The sequence below is a fragment of the Mycobacterium sp. genome (assembly GCF_032159775.1).
Classification (GTDB): Bacteria; Actinomycetota; Actinomycetes; order Mycobacteriales; family Mycobacteriaceae; genus Mycobacterium.
In genome coordinates, this window is sequence record NZ_JAVHWK010000106.1 from 50,845 (window position 1) to 71,624 (window position 20,780).

The window sequence follows — 20,780 nt, forward strand, 5'->3', positions numbered from 1 at the left end:
GGCTCAGTCCTTCTCGTTCTCCTTATCACCTTCGCCCTTGTCGAGATCGGCGATGGCCTCATCGAAGCTGGTGTCACCCCCGATGATGCGGTCGATGAAGCCGGCGGGCTCGTCAAGGTCGCCCGATGACGGCATCAGGTCCGGGTGCTGCCACACGGCGTCGCGTGCGTCGACACCGGCGGCCTGCGTCAACTTCTCCCACAGCGCGGCGGCCTCCCGCAGCTTCCGGGGACGCAGTTCGAGGCCGACGAGGGTGGCGAAGGTCTGCTCGGCCGGACCACCAGTCGCCCGACGGCGGCGCAGCGTCTCGCTCAGCGCGGAGGCGCCGGGGATCCGCTCACCCAGCGCGTCGTTCACCACGGTCTGCACCCAGCCTTCGATCAGCGCCAGCATCGTCTCGAGCCGTTCCAGCGCCGCCGTCTGCTCGGGGGTGGCCTTCGGCTCGAAGATGCCCTGATTGAGCAGTTCCTCCATTTGCGACGGGTCGGTCAGCGATGCCGGGTTGAACCCGGCCGCGAACTCTTCGATGCCGCTCATATCGATCTTCATGCCCTTGGCGAAGGCTTCCACGGCGTTCATCAGCTGGCTGGCCAGCCACGGCACATGGCTGAACAAACGATGGTGGGCGGCCTCGCGCGCGGCCAGGAACGTCATGATCTCGCTGCGCGGCTGCTCCAGCCCTTCGGAGAGCGACTCGATGGCATCGGGCATCAGCGCGGCGATGCCCTTGGGGCCCAGCGGCAGACCGATGTCGGTGGAGGTGAGCACTTCGCTGCTCAGCTTGCCCAGCGCCTGCCCGAGCTGCGAACCGAACGCCATGCCACCCATCTGCGTCATCATCGACAGCAGCGGGCCCGCCATGGCCCTGGCCTCCTCCGGCAGCGCCGACGCCCACACCGTCGAAATCTGTTCCGCCACCGGGTCACACAGGCGTTTCCAGCGCTCGAGCGTGTTGTCGACCCAGTCGTTGGGCGTCCAGGCGACGGCCTTGGTGGTGCCTGCGGGCAGCGCGGTCACCCCGTCCAACCAGGTTTCGGCGAGGCGCACGGCGTCGCCGATCGCCGCGCTGGTCTTTTCCGGAATGGGTGCGGCGAAGCCGATCGAGCTGGATGCCAGCTGGCGGGCGAGGTCGTAGTTCACTGGGCCGGACTGCTGCCCACCGCCCATCACGTTGCCTGCGCCGCTGAACATGTCGCCGAGGCGGCTGAAGATCTGACCGAGCGCCGACATGTCGAATTCACCGCCGCCGAAGCCGAACGGGTCGCCCCCAGGGCCCGAGCCGGACCCCGAATCGGGATCCTTTTTGCGCTTGTCGCGCTCAGGGTCGTCTTCGGGCGAAAAGCCGAAGGGCAGGTCAGACATGTCCACAACGGTACTCACCATGGCAGCGTCGTGTTGGCCGCACCGTCACGCTCTGAGTGAACCCCGAACCGCGCGCCGTCTACTGTTGCTGGCGTGAACAGGCGGATTTCTACACTGCTGGTGGCAATAGTGCCGATCTTCGCCTTCGGTCTGCTGCTGGCCTTGGCGACGGTGCCGTACGTCTCGCTGGGCCCCGGCCCGACGTTTCCCACCCTCGGCGAGGTCGACGGCAAGGAAGTCGTCGACATCGAGGGCACCAAAGTGCACCCGACGACCGGAAACCTCAACATGACCACCGTGTCCCAGCGCGACCAACTCTCGCTCGGCGAGGCGTTAACCCTGTGGATGTCGGGTCGTGAGCAGTTGGTGCCGCGCGATCTGGTCTACCCGCCGGACAAATCCAAGGACGAGATCAACGAGGCCAACAATCAGCAGTTCAAGAATTCCGAGAACAACGCCGAATACGCCGCGCTCGGCTATTTGAAGTACGCGCCCGCGGTCACGGTCGCAACGGTCAAAAAGGACGGCGCGGCGGCGGGCAAGCTCCAAGAGGGCGACGCGATCGACGCTGTCAACGGCACCTTGGTCACCGACTCGAAGCAGTTTCAGTCGCTGCTGGCCAAGACAAAGCCGGGCGACGAGGCGGTGCTCGACTTCCGAAGGAAGAACGCGGCGCCGGGCGTCACCACCATCAAGCTGGGCTCCGCGCCGGACAAGAAGCAGGGGGTCCTCGGCATCTCCGTCGACTATGCCCCGTGGGCACCGTTCACCATCAAGTTCAACCTGGCCAATGTCGGGGGGCCGTCGGCCGGCCTCGTCTTCAGCCTGGCCGTGATCGACAAGCTGACCACCGGTGATCTGACCGGGTCCAAGTTCGTCGCGGGCACCGGAACCATCGACGCCGACGGCAAGGTCGGCGCCATCGGCGGCATCACCCACAAGATCCTGGCCGCCCGCGAGGACGGTGCGACCGTGTTTCTGGTCCCCGCCGCCAACTGCGAAGAGGCCAAGTCGGCGAACGAGGACGGCGTGGATCTGGTCAAGGTCGAGAAGCTCGGGGACGCGGTCGATGCGCTCAAGGCGCTTTCTGCCGGTGGCGAAGCGCCACGTTGTTGACCGGGGCCGCGTGAAACCGATGCGTAGAGTTGGGGCACGTCAATCAAGACGTGCATGGGCAAAGACCGGGAGTTGACGAGTGGGTATGCGGCCCGCGGCCAAGATGCCGAAGCTGACGCGACGTAGCCGAATTCTGATCACGGTCGCCCTGGCGGTCGTTTTGCTGTTGCTGATCGGGCCCCGCCTCGTCGACGCCTACGTCGATTGGTTGTGGTTCGGCGAGTTGGGCTATCGCTCGGTCTTCACCACGCAGTTGGTCACCAAGCTCGTCGTCTTCCTCGTGGTGTGGGCGCTCGTCGGGTCCATCGTCTTCGGAGCGCTGGCGCTGTCGTATCGCACGCGTCCCGTTTTCGTTCCGACAACGGGACCCAACGACCCGGTCGCGCGGTACCGCACCGCGGTGATGTCGCGACTGAAGTTGGTGGGGATCGGCATCCCGGCGGTCATCGGCTTCTTCGCAGGCATCGTGGCCCAGACCTACTGGGAGCGGATCCAGCTGTTCCTGCACGGCGGCGACTTCGGGATCAAGGATCCGCAGTTCGGCATGGACCTCGGCTTCTACGCCTTTCAGCTGCCCTTCTACCAAATGGTGCTGGGCTATCTCTTCGTCGCGGTCTTCCTCGCGTTGATCGCCAACCTGTTGGGCCACTACCTGTTCGGCGGTATCCGGCTCTCGGGTCGGACCGGTGCGCTGAGCCGGTCTGCCCGCATCCAGTTGATCAGCCTGGTCGGAACGCTGGTGCTGCTCAAGGCGATTGCATACTGGTTCGATCGCTACGCGCTGCTGTCGAACACGCGCAGCGGTAAGCCGTTCACCGGCGCCGGCTACACCGACATCAACGCCGTGCTGCCCGCCAAGCTGATCCTGCTGGCGATCGCGTTGATCTGCGCGGTGGCGGTGTTTTCCGCGATTGTGCTGCGCGACCTTCGAATTCCCGCGATCGGCGTCGTCCTGCTGCTGTTGTCGTCGTTGATCGTCGGCGCGGGCTGGCCGCTGGTAGTCGAACAGATCAGCGTCAAACCCAATGCCGCACAAAAGGAAAGCGAGTACATCAGCCGAAGCATCACGTCGACGAGGGACGCCTACGGCTTGACCGACAAGACGGTCACCTATCGCGACTATCCCGGTAACGCGCCTGCCACCGCCCAGCAGGTGGCGGCCGACCGTGCGACGACGTCGAACATCCGGCTGTTGGACCCCACGATCGTCAGCCCCGCGTTCACGCAGTTCCAGCAGAGCAAGAACTTCTACTACTTCCCCGATCAGCTGTCCATCGACCGGTACAACGGTCCCGACGGAAATCTGCGTGACTATGTCGTCGCGGCCCGTGAGCTCAACCCCGATCGGCTGATCGACAACCAGCGTGACTGGATCAACCGACATTTCGTCTACACCCACGGCAACGGCTTCATCGCGTCGCCAGCCAACACGGTGCGCGGGGTCGCCAACGATCCCAACCAGAACGGCGGTTATCCGGAGTTCCTGGCGAGTGTCGTCGGCGCCAACGGCAGTGTCGTCTCGCCGGGGCCCGCGCCACTGGAGCAGCCGCGCGTCTACTTCGGTCCGGTCATCGCCGGCACGTCCGACGACTACGCCATTGTCGGAAAAAGCGGCAACGACCGCGAATACGACTACGAGACCAACACCGAAACGAAGAACTACACCTACAGCGGCAAGGGTGGGGTTCCGATCGGCAACTGGCTGAACCGCGCCGTCTTCGCGGCGAAGTTCTCCGAGCGGAAGCTGGTGTTCCCCAGCCCGATCGGGCCGGATAGCCGGATCCTGTTCAACCGGGACCCATCCGAGCGGGTTAAGGCGGTGGCACCGTGGTTGACCGCCGACACCAGCGTGTATCCCGCGATCGTCAACAAGCGGATGGTCTGGATCGTCGACGGATATACGACATTGGACAACTACCCGTATTCGGAGTTGACGTCTCTATCGAGCGTCACCGCCGACTCCACCGAGGTGGCGTTCAACCGGCTCGCGCCGGACAAGCAGGTGTCCTACATCCGCAACTCGGTGAAGGCCACGGTCGACGCCTACGACGGCAAAGTGACGTTGTACGCACAGGACGAATCGGATCCGGTGCTGCAGGCGTGGATGAAGATCTTCCCCGGTGTGGTCCATCCGAAGAGCGACATCACACCCGAGTTGCAGAGCCACCTGCGCTATCCCGAGGACCTGTTCAAGGTCCAGCGTGCTCTGCTGGCCAAATATCACGTCAACGACCCGGTGACGTTCTTCTCGACGTCGGACTTCTGGAACGTGCCGCAGGACCCGAACCCGACGGCCAGCAGTTACCAGCCGCCGTACTACATCGTCGCCAAAGACCTTGCGAAGAACGACAAGTCGGCGTCGTTCCAGTTGACCAGCGCGATGAACCGGTTCCAACGTGACTTCCTTGCCGCCTACATCAGCGCCAGCTCGGATCCCGACACGTACGGAAAGATCACCGTCCTGACGATTCCCGGCCAGGTCAACGGTCCGAAGCTGGCCAACAACGCCATCACCACGGACACCGCGGTCAGCCAGGACCTCGGCGTCATCGGCCGCGACAACCAGAACCGGATCCGATGGGGCAACCTGTTGACGCTGCCGGTGGCCGAGGGTGGACTGCTCTACGTCGAACCGGTCTACGCCTCACCAGGCGCCAGCGACGCGGCGTCGTCGTATCCGCGGTTGATCCGTGTCGCGATGATGTACGAGGACAGGGTCGGCTACGGGCCGACGGTGCGTGACGCGCTCACCGAGCTGTTCGGGCCGGGCGCCGACGCCACCGCAACCGGTCCGGCCCCGGCCAACCCGGCGAGCGGCCGACCTGCCGCGACTCCGCAGGCGGATGGTCAGCCCGCGGCGCAACCAGGCAACCAGGAGGGCACGCCACCGGAGGTGCCTACGCCCATTGCGGCCGTGCCGAGGCCGGGCGGGCCCACCCAATTGTCTCCCGCGAAGGCCGCGGCCCTACAGGACGTGCAATCTGCGCTGGGTGAGCTGCGAACAGCACAGCAAAGCGGTGATTTCGCCGAGTTCGGCACAGCGTTGCAGCGCCTGGATGATGCAATGCAGAAGTACGACACGACCAAGTAACGCAACCGACGTTTGCTACTAGCGCCATTTCGGGGCAAAATCGCTTATCGGCGATTTTCATCTCGGGGCGAGGGTGACTAACTGGGCGCGAGCCGCGTCCCGTCGGTTCGTGCAATTGGGTCGGTTGGGCTGGCTCGCGGCGGCGGTCTTCTGCGGCGCTTCGGCGCTGATGGCCGTCTGGGCGCTGCTGTCGTGGGAGGGCAGCTACCAGACCAAGTCGCTCGACGAGATCGCCTACCTGGTGTGCCTTGTCTTCGCGGTGGGCTGTGCCGCCATGGCCGCCCGCTCGGCAACGGGTCGCCTCCGGTACGGCTGGCTCGCGCTCGTCGCCGCGCTCTCGGCGTGGGCCGTGGCCATGGTCGTCCGCTTCTTCGAAGAGGTCCGGGTCGACGGCCATCTGTATCACCCGTCGCTGACACAAGGCGTTCTGATGGTGTTTCCTCTAGCGGCCTATGCGTGTCTGCTGCTGATGGGAGATCTCGACAAGGCGCCACGCAGGCGGATCGTGCTCGACGGCCTCATCGTGGCGGCGTCGTTGTTCGTCGTCTCGTGGGTGTGCGTGCTGAGGAACCTGCCCGACGCAGCGCCCGGTGTGACCGTCCTGCACATCACAGTCGACGTGGTTCTGATGACCACCGCGATCCTGGTGTGGGCGCGGCCGCTTGCCCGGGTGAGCGTCACCGTCCTTGCGGCGGGTATCACCACTATCCAGATTGCGGACATCGCAAGCGTCTACCTGGCTGGGATCGGGGGCTACCACGACGGCGGCCTGGTCGACGTCGTTCGCGCCGCGGGGTTCGGCATGTTGGCGTTTGCGGCGCTGTTCAGTATCGACGAGCGGCCCGTCGAACCGTCGGCGATGAACCTGCAGCCCGGCGTCCGGGTGTGGCTGCCGTATCTGCCGCTGCTGGCGGCCGGGACCGCGGTGATCGCATTCGAATGGGGCCATCGCGGCCATCGAGCGCTGCTGGTCGCGGAGGGCATTCTGGTTGTCACAGTTCTGCTGCGGCAGTTCTTCGTGCTCCTGGAGAACCAACGCCTGCTCGCCGAGGTCGCCCGCGAGGCGTTTCACGACAACCTGACCGGCCTGGCGAACCGCGCGAACTTTCTCGACCGGCTGGACCGCGCGATGGCGCGGCGCCGCCGCAGCGGCGAACCGGTGGCGGTGCTGTGCCTCGATCTCGACAACTTCAAGGCCGTCAACGATGCGCTGGGCCACCCGGCGGGCGACGAGCTGCTGATTCGGGTCGCGGGTCGCTTGACGAGCATGCTCGGTGTCACGTGGACGGTCGCGCGTCTCGGTGGCGATGAATTCGCAGCGCTGCACGAAGGGCACATCGACGCGTTGGGGGCCTCGAACAGCGTGCTCGATGCGTTCAGCACGCCGATCATCGTCGGCGGCGTCCCGCAGACGGTTCGGCCGAGCGTCGGGCTGACGGTCGCCGCCACCAAGTCGGTGCAGACATCGGACGATCTCCTGCTGAACGCCGACCTGGCGATGTATGCGGCGAAACGGGACGGCGGAGGGTGCGTACGCAGTTTCGTGCCCGATCTTCCGGTTCCGTGGGAACTGCAGCAGCTCACCGAAGACCCTGTGGAACAACGGGATTCGACGTCACTCACCGTCGGCGTGGCGCAACCCCGGCCGGGTGGCGGACGCGAGGCCGACAAGGAATCGGCTCGAGGCGGCGGATGGCCGTCACGCGCGATCTGCACGGGGCTCGGTGTCCTGACGCTTGGCGTCTTGGTGTTCACGGCTTCGACCCTGTTGCGTGACCATGCGGGTCGCATCGTGGTGCTCGACAGCTTCTTGTATACGGCGCTGAACATCGGGGCGGCGGCGTTCGTGTTCTACCGCGCGTTCCTTGTCCGCACCGAGCGCTGGCCGTGCCTGCTCATCGGTGCCGGCATGGCGAGCTCGGCGGCAGGTGATGTGGTCTATGCCGCCTGGGTTACCGAAGGTCAGGTGCCGTCGATCGCCGATCCGCTGTACCTCGCGTTCTATCCGTTGGTCTACGCGGGCATCGTCCTGCTGATGCGCGAGCGGCTGATGCGCGTTCCGACCGCGTTCCGGCTCGATGCGCTGATCTGCGGCCTGACGCTGGGAGCGGTCGCCGCGGCGGTTGCGACAGGTCCGATCAACGCGGCGATGCAGGGCGAACCCGCGACGGTGTTCGTCGGCCTCGCCTATCCCGTAGGTGACCTGTTGTTGTTGGCCTTGACCGCGGGAATGCTGCCCATCCTCGGCTGGCGCGCCGAACTGCGATGGGGCTTTCTCGTCGCCGGTTTCATGGCGTTCGCGATAGCCGACACCGTCTACCTGTTCCAGACATCGGCAGGCACCTATCTGGAGGGCACCTGGATCGACGCCTGCTGGCCAGCCGCCTCGCTCCTCATCGCCGTCGCGGGTTGGCTGCCGACGTCAGGTCTGGGCCCCCGTCCGAGACCCGGTCTGGCAGCCTATATTCCGGCCGTCGTCTGCGGTGGAATCGCGTTGGCCGTGGCGGTGCTGGCCAACCACACCCGAGTCGCAGTGGCACTGGCGGCGCTGACCTTGATCGCCGTCGCCTGGCGGTTCGCCGTCACCTTCCGCGATGTCAGTGCCACGGCAGAAGCACACCGCCAGTCGATGACCGACGGGTTGACCGGGCTGCCCAACCGGATGTCGCTGGCGACGACATTGACGGCCGTGTCCATCGACGAGTCGTCGGCGTTGTTCCGGACCCGGTCGAGCCGCGCGCTCCTTCTGCTCGACATCGACCAGTTCAGGGAGATCAACTATTTCGCAGGACGACATGTCGGCGACCAGCTGCTGAATCGCATCGCGAAGCGATTGTCCCGGGCGGTCCGGCCCGGTGATGTGATCGCCCGAACGGGTGGTGACGAGTTCGCCATCCTGTTCGCCGACAACGTCGACATCACCACGGCGCGGGCGCGGGCGGGCGCGATGCTCGAGGCGTTGCACGCTCCGTTCGAACTGGACCCGATCACCCTGCAGGTCGAAGCGAGCATCTCGATTGCGTTGTGCCCCGACCATTGTGAGCATCCCAACGACCTGTTGAACTGCGTCGAGACGACGCTGCCGCATGCTAAGGCCGGGCCGACGAAGATCGTCGTGCACGATCCGGGCAAGGTGCGGTTGGAGAAGGACAACGACAACTACCTCATGGAGGAGTTGCGCACAGCACTTTCCAACGGCGAGCTGACATGTCACTACCAGCCCAAGATCCGCGCCGAGGACGGCCGCGTGCACAGCGTCGAGGCACTGCTGCGGTGGCACCACCCGAGTCGGGGTCTGCTCCTTCCAGAGAAGTTCCTGCCCGCCGCCGAACGGGCAGGATTGATGCGTCAGATCGCCAACTGCGTGGTCAACCTGGCGCTCGGCCAGGTGCGATCCTGGTACGAAGACGGCGTCCGGATGACCGTCGCGGTGAACTTGTCGGTGGCCAACCTGCTGGACCTCGATCTGGTCGACACCATCGATCGGCTGCTGACGACTCACGCGGTGCCGCCAGAAGCCTTGATTCTGGAGATCACCGAGGGCACTTTCGCCAACGACTCGACTCGGTTCCGCAACACCGTCTATGCCCTGCGACGCCTCGGGGTGCGGATCTCCCTCGACGACTACGGCACCGGCTGGTCGTCGTTGGCCCGGCTGCAGGATCTGTCGGTCGACGAGCTCAAGCTCGATCGGGTGTTCGTTTCGCGGCTGGCTGAAGACCCGCGGTCGATCGCCATCGTGCGGTCGACGGTGGCGCTGGCGCACAGCCTGGGGGCGGACCTGGTCGCCGAAGGCGTCGAGGACGAAGCCACCCTGCAGGCGCTGCGCCGATACGGCTGCAATATCACCCAGGGCTACGTACACACGCCGCCGCTGCCCGCCGAGGAACTGCTCGCCTGGATCGGACGCTGCACACCCCAGCTCTCCCTCAGCGATTTGGCTCTGCACCCTGACCTTCGGTAACGTTGCGTTCACCCGACGCGGGGTGGAGCAGCTCGGTAGCTCGCTGGGCTCATAACCCAGAGGTCGCAGGTTCGAATCCTGTCCCCGCTACTAAAGAAACGGCCCCCGGAGAACTCTCCGGGGGCCGTTTTCATGCCGGTTGGGAACACGTTTGGGAACATTCGCATCGCTAACGACTACGTGGGAACAACTCGGATGCGCCGCGGGAAGGAGCGCACGCTTATACGTCTGTGCTATCGGAGACGAAGCGCCCGGCGGCGGTAAGGATCACGGCGTCACATAAAGACGAACCACTAGGGTCCTTCTTGCCACGCCACACCTCAGTTCCGTCCGCGAGCAGGACAAATTCGTCGGGATCTCGAGCCACGACGCGGTACGTCACAAACGTCCCGTATTGACCATCCATCGAGACGGCGATCCACCGTTCTATCAATCCACCGTCCTGGGTCAACTGAGCTGGCCCGCCACTGTAACGATCACCCGCGCGACCCGATACTTTCGCTGCGACTTTCGAGAAACCCACAACGTTAGTTACTGAGACCGATGCACCAGGCGAGGACGCCACCTCTCGTACAGGCGTATGTCGTGTCGGGTCATTTCGCCAATAGAACGAAGACGGCCGCCCCGATAGCCGAGCCATCGGCGGAGCAACCTAGGTGCGGGTCAACAGGGATGACCAGGTGGCTAGCCGTTTAGTCTCAGGCATGGATCGCATTTGGCAGTGGGCGTGGGATCGGTATGGGGCGAGGTACTCGTGGGCGATCTGGGCGGTCACGTTCTTCGTGTTGCTGCCGCACTACCTGCTTTTGTCGTTTGTCGTTGTCGCTTTCGAGGAGCCCGGTCACTACGCTGGGGCGGCCGCCGTCACCGTTGTCGCGATGCTGGTGCTGGCGTGGGTGGCCGTTCTTCCCGGCCTGGGCCGGCTCCATCTTGTGGAGCAGTGGGTAGGCGACCATGACGTCGATCGCGCGAGGACGCTGGACGCCACCTACGCCTACGCTCGGGGACTGATTGTCCGAGCGGTCGGGAGCAGCGCGGTTTGCGGCGGCGTACTAGCGGTCGTTGTCGGTGCGATAGCCGGGGCCAGTGGGTCGCGGCTCGTTCAGTACGGAATCCTGGGCGCAGCCTTCGGTGGTGCCTACGTATTGCCCGCCATGCACAGCTTCGCGGAGGCAGCGTTGCGGCCAGCGCGGGTCGCCCTCGCCGGTGACACGGACATCGGTGACTCCCTGCCCCGCTCCCAGCCGACTATCGCCGCGTGGTCGAACGTGTCCATTCTCGCGGCCATGTTCATAGCTACGGTCGGGGGCGCGGTGGTCGCGGCGGTATTCGATCGGGTTAGGGAGATGCCCGTGCTCGCGGTCGTGATCGGGGGTGTGTTGACGCTTGCCTTCGCGGTGCCGCTGACCGTCGGCGTCGCGTTCTCACCGTCGCTGCGGCCGATCCGCGATTTGGCAGAAGGAACCAAGCGTGTGGCGGCTGGCGACTACAGCCGACGGCTGCCGGTGGTTCAGGACGACGATCTGGGTGCGCTGTCGGCGTCGTTCAACCGGATGCAGGCCGGTTTGGCTGAGCGGCAGCGACTTCAGGCCGCGTTCGGAACGTACGTCGATCCAGCCCTGGCGGCGCGGCTACTCGAGCAGGGCGACGACATCTTCACCGGTGAGCGCCGCGAGGTGACGGTGATGTTCGTCGACATCCGCGACTTCACCCCTTTCGCCGAGGCCAACACCGCCGAGGACACGGTCGCGCGCCTCAATGCATTATTCGAGATTGTGGTGCCCGCTGTGGTCGATGCGGGTGGGCATGTCAACAAGTTCCTCGGCGACGGCGCGCTGGCCGTCTTCGGTGCACCGAATGACCTGAGCGATCATGCCGATGCGGGTGTGTCGGCCGCGGTGTTGATTCAGCAGCTCGTCGCCGAGCGATTCGGCGAGGAGCTGCGAATTGGCATCGGGATCAACACCGGTCTGGTGATCGCCGGAACCATTGGCGGCGCAGGCAAACTCGAGTTCACTCTGATCGGCGACACCGTCAACGTCGCCGCCCGCGTCGAACAGCTCACCAAAACCACCGGCGACACAATCCTGCTCACCCACCACACCGTCGACGCGCTGATTTCTCGACCGCCCGGACTAACCGACCGGGGACCACATGACCTGAAGGGAAAGTCAGCGTCCGTGCATGTCTTCGGCCTCGACCAAGAGACCGACGCTCGGGTTGACCTCACTAGCTAGGGGAACGTGGATCAAAACCGCTGCTAGCAGACCGTGCAGACGAGCCGGCAACGACGGCTTCGACGCGGCCGTTGTCACGGACTTGTCACAACTAGGGCGAATTCGGACAGTCAACGTGGAACCGCTTGAGACAGTTTTCGATGGTCATTGCAGTTCCAGAGTCGTTGCAAGACAAGCGAATTCACCTAATATCCGACTGGGGGTCAAGTGGTCGCAGGTTCAAATCCTGTCAGCCCGACGCAGGTCAGAGGTGGTTCCGAACATCGGAAACCGCCCTTTTCGCGTCCGTACCCAAACCCTCTACCCAAACTGGCTTGTGGGGGTCGCCCGCCAGCAAACGCATACGCCCGTTAGCGCGGGACGGACTATCCCGCCGAGCCCGGGGTTATCGTGTCGCCATGAAGTCGATCAATGCGTGGTCAAACCACCGCTACGTTCCGGCTGTCGCCGCTGTCCTGTTCGGCGTGCTTTACCTTGCGGGTCTCTCTTCCCTTGCCGGATCACCCGGGGTCGACAAATCCGGCGATGCCGTCGTGTCGTATCTGCGCGACCATGCGAGCGCCACGCGTGTGCAGGGCCTGTTAGGCGCATTGGGAGCGCTGGCATTAGTGATCGTGCTGGGTTACGCCCGCGAGAGGCTAAGGGGGCCTTTCGCGTATGTCTTTACCATCGGTTCAGCAATGGTGCTTGTCGAGGTCAGCATTGTGACCTGGTTTTGGAGTGGGCTTGCGTTGCATGCCGATCATCTCGACCCGGGGATCGCGCGCGCCCTGATGGACGTCTCAGCGATGTGGGGGCCGATCTTGACCGTTGCCGACGTTATGGTGGCGCTGCCAATAGTTTTGGCCGCCGCAGCTGGCCTGTTTCCCCGCTGGTTGGGAGTTCTTGGCGCGGTCTTCGCGATCGAACAACTCGTGGAGACGATCACAATTGTCGGCGCTCCAGGCCTGTTCATTTCACCCGGCGGCCCGATGAATTATTACCTCGGCGGCACGCTGTTCATCGTCTTCTTTTTGGCTCTCGGACTTGTCTTGTCCTTTTGGCGTGGCGGAGCCGAGAACATAACACGGTCGGCGCAATCCGACCCTCACGTTTCAGGCGATCAGTCTTTGTCCAGTTAGCCTTACTACAGCCCAACGGCGCCGGACAACCTGTCGACCGCTGCGCGAGTCGTTGCATCCGACGTGTGCCCGTAGATACCGCCGGTGATGCTGATCGAGCTATGCCCGAGCAGGTCGGCAACCGCCTTGATGTGCTGCATCCGAACACGTGGTCTGCGCTGCGCCGCACCAAGGATTCCCTTGGTAGGTATTTGGTTGATCCTGACCCGACCAACGCTGCGGGTAATCAGCTGTTGGGCGTGGAAGTGGTTCCCACAAGCACAGCAAGCATTCAGAGGCGCGGTCAATGTGCTTCGCGGGCTGGCGCGCAAGCCGAAAGAAGTGAGTTGCACCCTAGTACGTGGTCGGCGGGCGAAATCCTCAGCGGCGGGTCCTCACTACTACCCCGTCGATCCGGCCGTTGCTAGCCACGTGAGGATCACTTCGTAAGGGGGTTGCTGTTTATTCGCCGTCAATGACTGCGATCCGGCGGCAATTAACACGCATGTTTTGTATGCTATCAGCGACCAAAACTGTTGCAGGACAGCCGGTAAAGGCAATAAGTAGAATCGCCGCGCTCACCTTTTCGCTGATCAATTGGTCGCGGGTTCGAGCCCCGCCCGCCCCACGTCGAAGCCGTTTTGAGCCTCGCAGCCGCGTAGTCGAGAGAGGGTCTCGCCTCGACGAAACTGCGCGACGCGATGGACAATTGCACCAGTAACAACGCAGGCGGTCCGTGAGACGGCACGGCTGGTTCTTTCAGGCTGTCTCGGGCAAAGTCCCGAAAGCCTCGTCGAACAGGTCGAGCACCGCATGCCATGCGCGCGGAGTGTGCGTTGGGTGATAACCGACGCCGGGCACGGTGGCCGCGGTGTGGGTGATTCCCCCGGCGGGCGACCCATCGGGGTTTGTCGGCCGGGCCCAGAAGGCATGCTTGGCTCCGCCATAGACATTCACGCGCCAGTCGACTCCGGCGTCCTGCAGTGCGCGGCCAAACGCGAGGATCTGGTCAGGGGTGCAGAGCGGGTCTTCGGAGCCGGTACACAGAAGGAACGCGCCGGTTACATTGGTCCAGTCCTCAGCGCTGACGTCTGGCAGGCCGGGATGGACGACAGCAACGGCCTTGAACGGAACCCCTGCACTGGCGAGTTCGAGCACGATTCGGCCGCCGGCGCCGTAGCCGAGGGCGGCGAGCCGGTCAGTGTCGACACCAGGCACCGCTACAAGGACATCAAGCGCGGCACGGCCGATAGCCTGCATCCGCTCAGCATCGGCCAACAGGGGCATGACCCGGGCCAGCATCGCTTCCGGCCTACCGAAGAACAACTGACCACCGTGATAATCCATAGCCAAGGCGACGTAACCGTGCGCAGCCAGGTCGTCGGCGCGACGCCGTTGATAGTCGTCGAGGCCGATCCCGTCGTGTCCAATAAGCACGGCAGGCCAAGGCCCCTCGCCGTGCGGCCACGCCAGGTGGGCGACCATCGTCAGGCCGTCTACGTCGTAGGTGAGTTCACGCGTTGCACCCATCAACCCAAGCTATCGAGCGGTTGCCGTCCCCTCGTCGTCGTTCGCTCTCGGCCGAAGTTGCCGGCCGCCAGTGTTCTGGTTGTTCCGCTGGCTCACCGAGACCACACAGGATCGAATTGCAGCCGTGATCGATCGGACGGTTCAGCTCGCCGACAGCGGGGTGTTACGCGTGCCGGAAGGCCAGCCCATCCCGTCGAAAACTTCAGCGACCCCGTCTGTCTAGCGGAAGCTCCCGAACATGGGGGCAAACCACTCCTCGTATTCAACCCGTAGAAGTCAGATACGTCCCGACATATACGATGCGACGGTTGGAGCGAAGATGACCCTCCTGACCGAATTCACCCACGAACTTGAAATTTTGGGACGACATCTAGGGGAGTTACCCGTCGGCTCAAAACCGGGCGATACATCTGGATGTTGCCCAGATTTTGCGATCCTGCGGTCGTGCAAGGTGTTCAACATTGGGAACAGATTTGGGAACAAAACTCTGCGAAACAGCCCGGAGTGCGTGCGACGGGGTGCAACGGCTAGGACTCTCGTCCAACGTTGAGCTGCATATTTGGGATCAAGCGAGCAGAGTAAAACCCCCGGCACGTAGCTCATAACCCAGAGGTCGCAGGTTCCAATCCTGTCCCCGCTACTAAAGAAACGGCCCTCGGAGAGAGATCTCCGGGGGCCGTTTTCATGGCCTTGAGCGGTCGATTGACGTAGTCGACTACTGTAGCCGCCACATTTTCGCGCGCCGACAATTTCCCTATTCGGTCCAGACGAGTACCGGAGGACAGAGGTTCGGCGGGAGGCGTAGCGATGGTGAAGAAGCGGACGGCGGTTGCATTGACCGCATTCGGCATAACGACCGCAGCCTTGGTCGGCTGCCACTCGCCGATGCCACAGGATTTTCCCACCGCGCCACATTCCGGCGTGGAGTCGCAGTCAGGTGGGGTCGATCACCAGGCAGGCAATGGTCTTCCCCCCGATCAGCCCATTCCAGGTGTGCAGCCCATTCCCGGAGTGCAGCCCATGCCGGGCGTGCCTACGGCACCGGTTATTGGCGGTGATTCCCTCACGCCGATACCTGGGGTGCCGCCAGCGCCCCCCACTGCGATTGCGAAGCCGGGCGATCCGATTCCAGGCGTGCGGCCAGAGCCGATGCCACCTGAGATCCTTCCCCCGCAGGACGTGGCTGTGCCCAACGACCTGACCGTCCCAGCGGTTTCCTCGCCATGACAAGCCCGAGCTCAGTCGCTGAAGCAACATCAGAGAGCGCTGACAAGCAGCCGAATGACGCGGTGTTCCCGGTGAAGGGTCTGCTTGAAACGCTGGGAGCAATCGCAGGGGCGAGCGCGTTGTTGTCAGCGCTGATGCTGTATTTCGGCTGGGTTCGCACCCGAGTGCTCTACGACTACTTCGGGGTACCGGTCGGCATTCTTCGGTACAGCACAACCGATTTCGTCCTGCGCAGCGCGGACGTGTTCTTCAGGCCGGTGATCTGGTCCATCCTCGCGGTCGCGGGCCTTGTCCTGGTATTGATAGGCGCGGACGTGTTGGACCGCAGGTTCGCGAGATGGTGGCTGCATCTGTGTCTGCGTGCGACGCTCGCTGCTGCCGCCGGCGCATTCGCCGTTTTCGGGATCCTTGGGTTGGTCGACGTTGTGGATCCGTGGTCGGCGGCGGTTGCGCTCTGCATCAGCGGCGTGCTGATTGTGGTGCAGTACGTCTTCTACCACCGTGCAGCGGTTCTCCCGCTTCCGGTGATCGTCGTTGTCATCGGGCTGGTGTTGACCGTCGCCGCAATGTTTTGGGCGGTGTCGATCTATGCCGCTGGTATCGGGACCTCGATAGCCGCAGATATCGCCGCCGGTACTCTGCCGCGGCCCGCTGCAACCGTCCATAGCAAGGCCGATCTCGGGATCGCGGGCATTCAAAAGCCGAACTTCCAAGGGCCGGTGGACAAGCAGTCGTGGCCGTTCACCTACAGCGGATACAAACTGCTCGCTTACGCGAACGACCGGTGGTTCTTGATTCCTGCGCAGTGGCAGGCGGATTCGCCGACCGTCATCTTGAGGGACAGCGATTCGCTGCGCGTCGAACTCGCCGCCTCCTAGTCAGGCGGTGACGCTCAATTGGGCGAAGTGAGAAGCAGTCGGGAGCCCATCCCGACGGTGCGGGCCAGTGTTGCGGTGTATGCGCCGTAAAGAGGGCCGATGCGTCGCAGCTCCCACAGGGTCTGAACGTTCAACCATGCGAAGTCGCGGGCCTTTTCGATGTCCCACGAGCTGATGAGGTGCACGACGGCCTCGACGCTGTCGTCGATCAAATTCTCGGCCTCAGTGAGAAATGACCGCCTGATCTCGGCTTCGACGTCGGCGAGCAGGTCGTTGACTTTGTCATAATCCTCGCGGACACCGGGGCTGCTGGGTGTTCGACCGCGTGCCGCGCAGGTTGCGACCACTGCCAGGGGCAGATCGTTTTCGATGTGCGCGTTCATGCCGGCGAGCGCGAATTGGATGGGCAATACGCCTTTGTTTCTCCGCGCGGCGAACAGCGGTGCCCATGCCTTCGGCTTTACTCGTGCTGCGTCGTACGCGGTGAACCAATAGCCGGCGAACCGCACATCGAGGTCGGCAATGAACGCATCGTCGTGGAACACGCCGGGTGTCTTCAAACGATTGGCGACCATCTCGGTCACCTGCAGGTAGACGTTGTTGAACACGCCTGCGCCGTCACCGTGTGGCACTTCGGCGGAGATGGCCCGCATCCGAGTGAGTACGTCAGAAACAGTAGTTGCACTCATTCGTCCATCACACCAGACGTTGGCGCAGGCGGGGACTCAATAATCCCATGCTGTCGGCACGCACCGGAAGACGTCGCCTGCGGCCTTCACCCGGCAGGCGGATGGGAACGGCAGGTGGGTGGCCACCATCGACTCTCCGCTGGCCGCCAGCTCCCGCAGGAGACGGATCCGGACGCGCGCCGCCTCTTCGGGGTCGTGTTCGAAGCCGTTGTGCCACTCGGGGTTGCCGAACCCAGGTGCGAACACGGCGTCGCCTGCGAACGTCAGCGCGGTGATCGGCAGCACGCCGTCGCTGATCACCAACACATCGATGTCGCCGACCGAAACGGCGTAGCGCGACGGAACCAACTCATCGAGCCCGTGCGTACCGAGATCTGAAATGTTGTCCACGCTCATGACTTCTCCTTCTGAATGCGCGTTCGACGGACTTGTGAAATAGCCTTCATTCCGGTCGAACGCGAGCGGATCCCGAAGGTCATCCCGATCGGCAGGCTGGTCCGTTGACGAACGCGTTGTGAAGTTCGTCGCCCAAGCGCGCGAGAGCCGCCTCGAACTCGGCTCTTCGGGATGCGTCGACGTACAGGCACTGCTGGATCATGCGGCCTTGCCCGACTAGTGGCGATCCAACCGTGTAATAGTTGAACTGCCCGTGGATCAATCGGTCATCCACCAGGAACAGCCCGCTCCCGCTGACGACCGAAACCCCCTGCTCCGGTGGTGTGTCGATCTCGACGACGACGATGTTGTCGGCGTTCAGCGCGCGTAGCGAAGATTCGCACAGCTCCCAAACATCCTGCGCAACAGGAATTCCCGTGAATCCAAAGACGACGATGGTTTCGCAAGCGTCCCAGGTACCATCTGCTCGCTCACCGCGTACCGCTGCACTCCACGGCTCGATCGCACCGTCACCCATGTAGCGGCCCACGCGCCAGCCGGCGGGTATGCCTACCCTCGTCAACCACTCCGGTGCCGCCGCGGCAGGAAGTGCGGTGAGATCGGTGATGGACATCAACCGAAGATCAGGGAGCCGAGGACTGCGAGGATTCCCAGCCCGATGCCTCCCGCGGCCGCCGCAGGCGCAGTTCCCTCGACGGGAAGGGACGGCGGCGGGGGCAGGCTGGGCAGGTGAATGCCGGGGTCCGGAATTGTCAGGGGTGGCGGCGCGGGAGCCGGCACAGGAGCAGGCACCGGTGCCGGGGCCGGCGCCGGTACGGGTGCAGGGGGCGGTTGAGGTGCGGGAAACTCGTGGATCTTCACGGTGCTGCCATCGGGATACTTGATGTCGATCGTGCCGCCGCCTGACTTGCTGGTGGGGCGGTAGCTGATCCGTGTGCCGTCAGGGAGAACAGACACCTGCCCCGGGTAGGTGCCGGGGGGTATGGGTGTGCCGTTCTCCGTGAGAGTTCCGTAGAGCCCGGGCGTGCCGCCGTTGGGCACCATTTTGACGTCAGGGCTGCGGCCAGGAGGCAGCGGATCCACGATGCGGTGGACGTCTTTTTCGTTTTTCACCGACAAGGCGTCCGCACCCGGCGGCGCCTCCGGGAAGTCCATCGCCCCGACGCCCATCGCCTTCGTTGTGATATCGACTGCGACCTTGTGGTCGAGAGTCGCGAGTGTGCCTGCCCGAGTTCGGATATCGGTAGCCATCGTCTGGGCCTGCACCTGACGGATAGCGGCTTCGGCGGGCGAACTGACGCGCCGCGGATAGCCCACCGATAGATCCTCTGTCACGACGTATCCGGCTGACTGTGCACTGTTGACCGCCGACAGCACGCGTTGCTTGGCCCCGTCCAACTCGAGGGCTCCGCTACGCGCTGTCGCTGCGGCATCGTGCAATTGGTCGACGACGGCGAGCACCTTGACCCGATCGGAGTGCGCACGCAGAAGTGCGGCGTCGGCAGCCGCGCCTGACCACGACGTGCCGCCCGGGTTCGGCATCTCTCGGTAGACGGCGGTGAACGCCGACTCCCACGTCGTCGCCCGGCTCGTCCAATGCTGCGCGGCGGTCGTCAGATGACCGGTGTCCCAGGCTTGGACGGTTGACAACGTGGGTAACGTGCTCGTGGCCGCCGGCACGTCACACCTCTGATGTCGGTGCCAGCGCGGCGACGGCGGCTGCCGACTTGCTCTCCCGGGTGGCGAATGATGCTGCTGCGGCGGCCAATTTGGCCGATGTTGTTTCCAGCCGCGCGCCCATCGCGGTACCGGCCGCGGCGACGTCGGCGTGCACCGCCTGGACTGCGGCAGCAGTGGCCTGCCCGGACGGCACCGACAGCGCAGGAGATCCGCTCACCCCGCCGACCTCAGCCGCCAGCGCCTGGCAACGGGCGGCCAGGGCGTCCATCCCGGCCACGTCGACCTGAACCGAAGCCATGACAGGATTATATGGGCGACGAATCCGCCGTCAGATCACGAAATTGCGAGGGCTTCGGTATTCGCGGGGCGGATTAGGATGAGTGTGTGGACGAGGCAGTGTGGGATGCCAGCTCACCTCGAGAAAAGGTTCTGGTTTCAGGCCTCATCGATTGGGTGGAGCTCGGTCAGATCCACTCGTTCGTCGAACGGGCGAACCCCGGCGTGTCACTGGCCGCCATCCAAGCCGAGACGTTGGGTCTTGTTCGCGCGCTTGCGGATGAGGGCTTATCTCTCATCGGCGACTTGACCGCTGCCGACGGCCGCTTCGTCGCATGGACGACATCTCCCGAGGATTCGGTGAAACGGATCCACCACGAGTACGTCGAGCGATACGACGACAAAGACAGGTGGCCCTGGTACTGCTGGCTGGACCTGACCGACGAAGGTGACCGCGTTGCGCGTGCGATCGAGACGAAGCTGAATCAGGTCACCGACACCAGCACCGGTTGATCGCGATACCGCTGCGGAAACAGGCGCGCCAGATCGTCCACTTTGGGCTTGTCGTTCATCACGATGTACGCCGACGTCGGGTGCAAATCCAGATAGTTCTGGTGGTACGCCTCGGCGGGGAAGAACCCGGTGTTCGGCTCGACTCTGGTAACGATCGAGGCGGGGAAGACGTTCGCCTGGGACAGCTGCGCGATGTAGGCCGCAGCGATCCGCTCTTGGTCGGCGTTCTGCGCGAATATCGCCGACCTGTACTGGCTGCCCACATCGGGACCCTGGCGGTCGAGCTGAGTCGGGTCGGTTACGACCGAGAAGTAGATCTGCAGAAGTCGGCCGTACGTCACCTTGGTCGGGTCGTAGGTGATGCGCACGGACTCGGCGTGGCCGGTTGACCCGGTGCCGACGGTCTCGTAGTGGGCGGTGGCCTCGGCACCTCCCGCGTAGCCGGATTCTGCCTGCGTGACGCCGCTGACATGTTGGAAGACTCCCTGGACACCCCAGAAGCAGCCGCCTGCGAACACCGCGGTCTCGGGCCCTGCGTCCGACGCGGGCTCGTCGACGGCCGGTGCCGGCACCGCGAAAGAGTCCGCCGCGCCTGCCGGATGGACACCGAGCAACGCCACCGCAGCGATTGCGGCCGAGCCGAGGACGGTCGCCAGGATGAACCGGGCGCGTGACGCGTATGCCATGGCTCCAGTGTCCAGGCGAATCGCGCCTCGAGGCG

General features: G+C 64.2%; 16 protein-coding genes, 1 tRNA gene and 1 pseudogene. 9 read left to right on the forward strand and 9 right to left on the reverse strand.

The window, feature by feature from the left end; translation table 11 throughout:
- Positions 1-3: 3 nt before the first annotated feature.
- Positions 4-1,362, reverse strand: a complete 1,359-nt coding sequence (locus QOJ24_RS11945; protein ID WP_526261360.1) for a zinc-dependent metalloprotease — start codon at positions 1,360-1,362, stop codon at positions 4-6.
- A gap of 93 nt (positions 1,363-1,455) precedes the next feature.
- Here QOJ24_RS11945 and QOJ24_RS11950 point away from each other — a divergent pair, with 93 nt between their 5' ends.
- The 6 genes from QOJ24_RS11950 to QOJ24_RS11975 all read left to right on the forward strand — a co-directional run bounded on the left by QOJ24_RS11950 (position 1,456) and on the right by QOJ24_RS11975 (position 12,891).
- Complete coding sequence (locus QOJ24_RS11950) at positions 1,456-2,478, forward strand: YlbL family protein (RefSeq protein WP_526261362.1); 1,023 nt, start codon at positions 1,456-1,458, stop codon at positions 2,476-2,478.
- 79 nt (positions 2,479-2,557) lie between these two features.
- Positions 2,558-5,569: a UPF0182 family membrane protein gene (locus QOJ24_RS11955; RefSeq protein WP_526261364.1), complete on the forward strand. Its 3,012-nt coding sequence runs from the start codon at positions 2,558-2,560 to the stop codon at positions 5,567-5,569.
- Between the two features lie 109 nt (positions 5,570-5,678).
- On the forward strand, positions 5,679-9,533 hold the full coding sequence (locus QOJ24_RS11960; protein WP_526261366.1) for an EAL domain-containing protein: 3,855 nt from the start codon (positions 5,679-5,681) through the stop codon (positions 9,531-9,533).
- A 16-nt stretch (positions 9,534-9,549) separates the two neighbouring features.
- Positions 9,550-9,623: transfer RNA gene (locus tag QOJ24_RS11965), tRNA-Met, on the forward strand.
- A 614-nt stretch (positions 9,624-10,237) separates the two neighbouring features.
- On the forward strand, positions 10,238-11,770 hold the full coding sequence (locus QOJ24_RS11970; protein WP_526261368.1) for an adenylate/guanylate cyclase domain-containing protein: 1,533 nt from the start codon (positions 10,238-10,240) through the stop codon (positions 11,768-11,770).
- A gap of 398 nt (positions 11,771-12,168) precedes the next feature.
- The gene (locus QOJ24_RS11975; protein ID WP_526261370.1) at positions 12,169-12,891 is read left to right on the forward strand and encodes a hypothetical protein; all 723 of its coding nucleotides are present in this window, start codon (positions 12,169-12,171) and stop codon (positions 12,889-12,891) included.
- 5 nt (positions 12,892-12,896) lie between these two features.
- Here QOJ24_RS11975 and QOJ24_RS11980 read toward each other — a convergent pair whose 3' ends face one another.
- The gene (locus QOJ24_RS11980) at positions 12,897-13,031 is read right to left on the reverse strand and encodes a hypothetical protein (RefSeq protein ID WP_526261410.1); all 135 of its coding nucleotides are present in this window, start codon (positions 13,029-13,031) and stop codon (positions 12,897-12,899) included.
- On the opposite strand from QOJ24_RS11980, the gene QOJ24_RS11985 reads away from it, so the two are divergent.
- Positions 12,993-13,298 carry a phage major capsid protein gene (locus tag QOJ24_RS11985; RefSeq protein ID WP_526261372.1) on the forward strand — a complete coding sequence of 102 codons (306 nt, stop codon included), beginning with the start codon at positions 12,993-12,995 and terminating at the stop codon, positions 13,296-13,298. The genes QOJ24_RS11980 and QOJ24_RS11985 overlap by 39 nt on opposite strands.
- 331 nt (positions 13,299-13,629) lie before the next feature.
- Here QOJ24_RS11985 and QOJ24_RS11990 read toward each other — a convergent pair whose 3' ends face one another.
- Positions 13,630-14,400, reverse strand: a complete 771-nt coding sequence (locus tag QOJ24_RS11990) for a dienelactone hydrolase family protein (protein WP_526261374.1) — start codon at positions 14,398-14,400, stop codon at positions 13,630-13,632.
- 1,298 nt (positions 14,401-15,698) lie between these two features.
- On the opposite strand from QOJ24_RS11990, the gene QOJ24_RS11995 reads away from it, so the two are divergent.
- Positions 15,699-16,505, forward strand: coding sequence for a hypothetical protein (locus tag QOJ24_RS11995; protein WP_526261376.1), 807 nt, complete (start codon positions 15,699-15,701; stop codon positions 16,503-16,505).
- A gap of 14 nt (positions 16,506-16,519) precedes the next feature.
- Here QOJ24_RS11995 and QOJ24_RS12000 read toward each other — a convergent pair whose 3' ends face one another.
- The 5 genes and pseudogenes from QOJ24_RS12000 to QOJ24_RS12020 all read right to left on the reverse strand — a co-directional run bounded on the left by QOJ24_RS12000 (position 16,520) and on the right by QOJ24_RS12020 (position 19,568).
- Positions 16,520-17,194 (reverse strand): DUF5995 family protein, encoded by a 675-nt coding sequence (locus QOJ24_RS12000; protein ID WP_526261378.1) that lies wholly within the window; start codon positions 17,192-17,194, stop codon positions 16,520-16,522.
- Positions 17,195-17,230: 36 nt separating this feature from the next.
- Positions 17,231-17,461, reverse strand: a pseudogene (locus tag QOJ24_RS12005) (MBL fold metallo-hydrolase); the annotation flags it as partial.
- Between the two features lie 208 nt (positions 17,462-17,669).
- A complete protein-coding gene (locus QOJ24_RS12010; protein ID WP_526261380.1) occupies positions 17,670-18,203 on the reverse strand; it encodes a hypothetical protein in 534 nt (177 codons plus the stop codon).
- A complete protein-coding gene (locus tag QOJ24_RS12015; protein ID WP_526261382.1) occupies positions 18,203-19,240 on the reverse strand; it encodes a hypothetical protein in 1,038 nt (345 codons plus the stop codon). Before QOJ24_RS12015 ends, QOJ24_RS12010 begins: the two co-directional genes overlap by 1 nt.
- Before the next feature lie 31 nt (positions 19,241-19,271).
- On the reverse strand, positions 19,272-19,568 hold the full coding sequence (locus QOJ24_RS12020; protein ID WP_526261384.1) for a hypothetical protein: 297 nt from the start codon (positions 19,566-19,568) through the stop codon (positions 19,272-19,274).
- An 86-nt stretch (positions 19,569-19,654) separates the two neighbouring features.
- On the opposite strand from QOJ24_RS12020, the gene QOJ24_RS12025 reads away from it, so the two are divergent.
- On the forward strand, positions 19,655-20,059 hold the full coding sequence (locus QOJ24_RS12025) for a hypothetical protein (protein ID WP_526261386.1): 405 nt from the start codon (positions 19,655-19,657) through the stop codon (positions 20,057-20,059).
- Here QOJ24_RS12025 and msrA read toward each other — a convergent pair.
- Positions 20,032-20,745, reverse strand: coding sequence for a peptide-methionine (S)-S-oxide reductase MsrA (gene msrA / locus QOJ24_RS12030; RefSeq protein ID WP_526261388.1), 714 nt, complete (start codon positions 20,743-20,745; stop codon positions 20,032-20,034). The genes QOJ24_RS12025 and msrA overlap by 28 nt on opposite strands.
- Positions 20,746-20,780 lie beyond the last annotated feature (35 nt).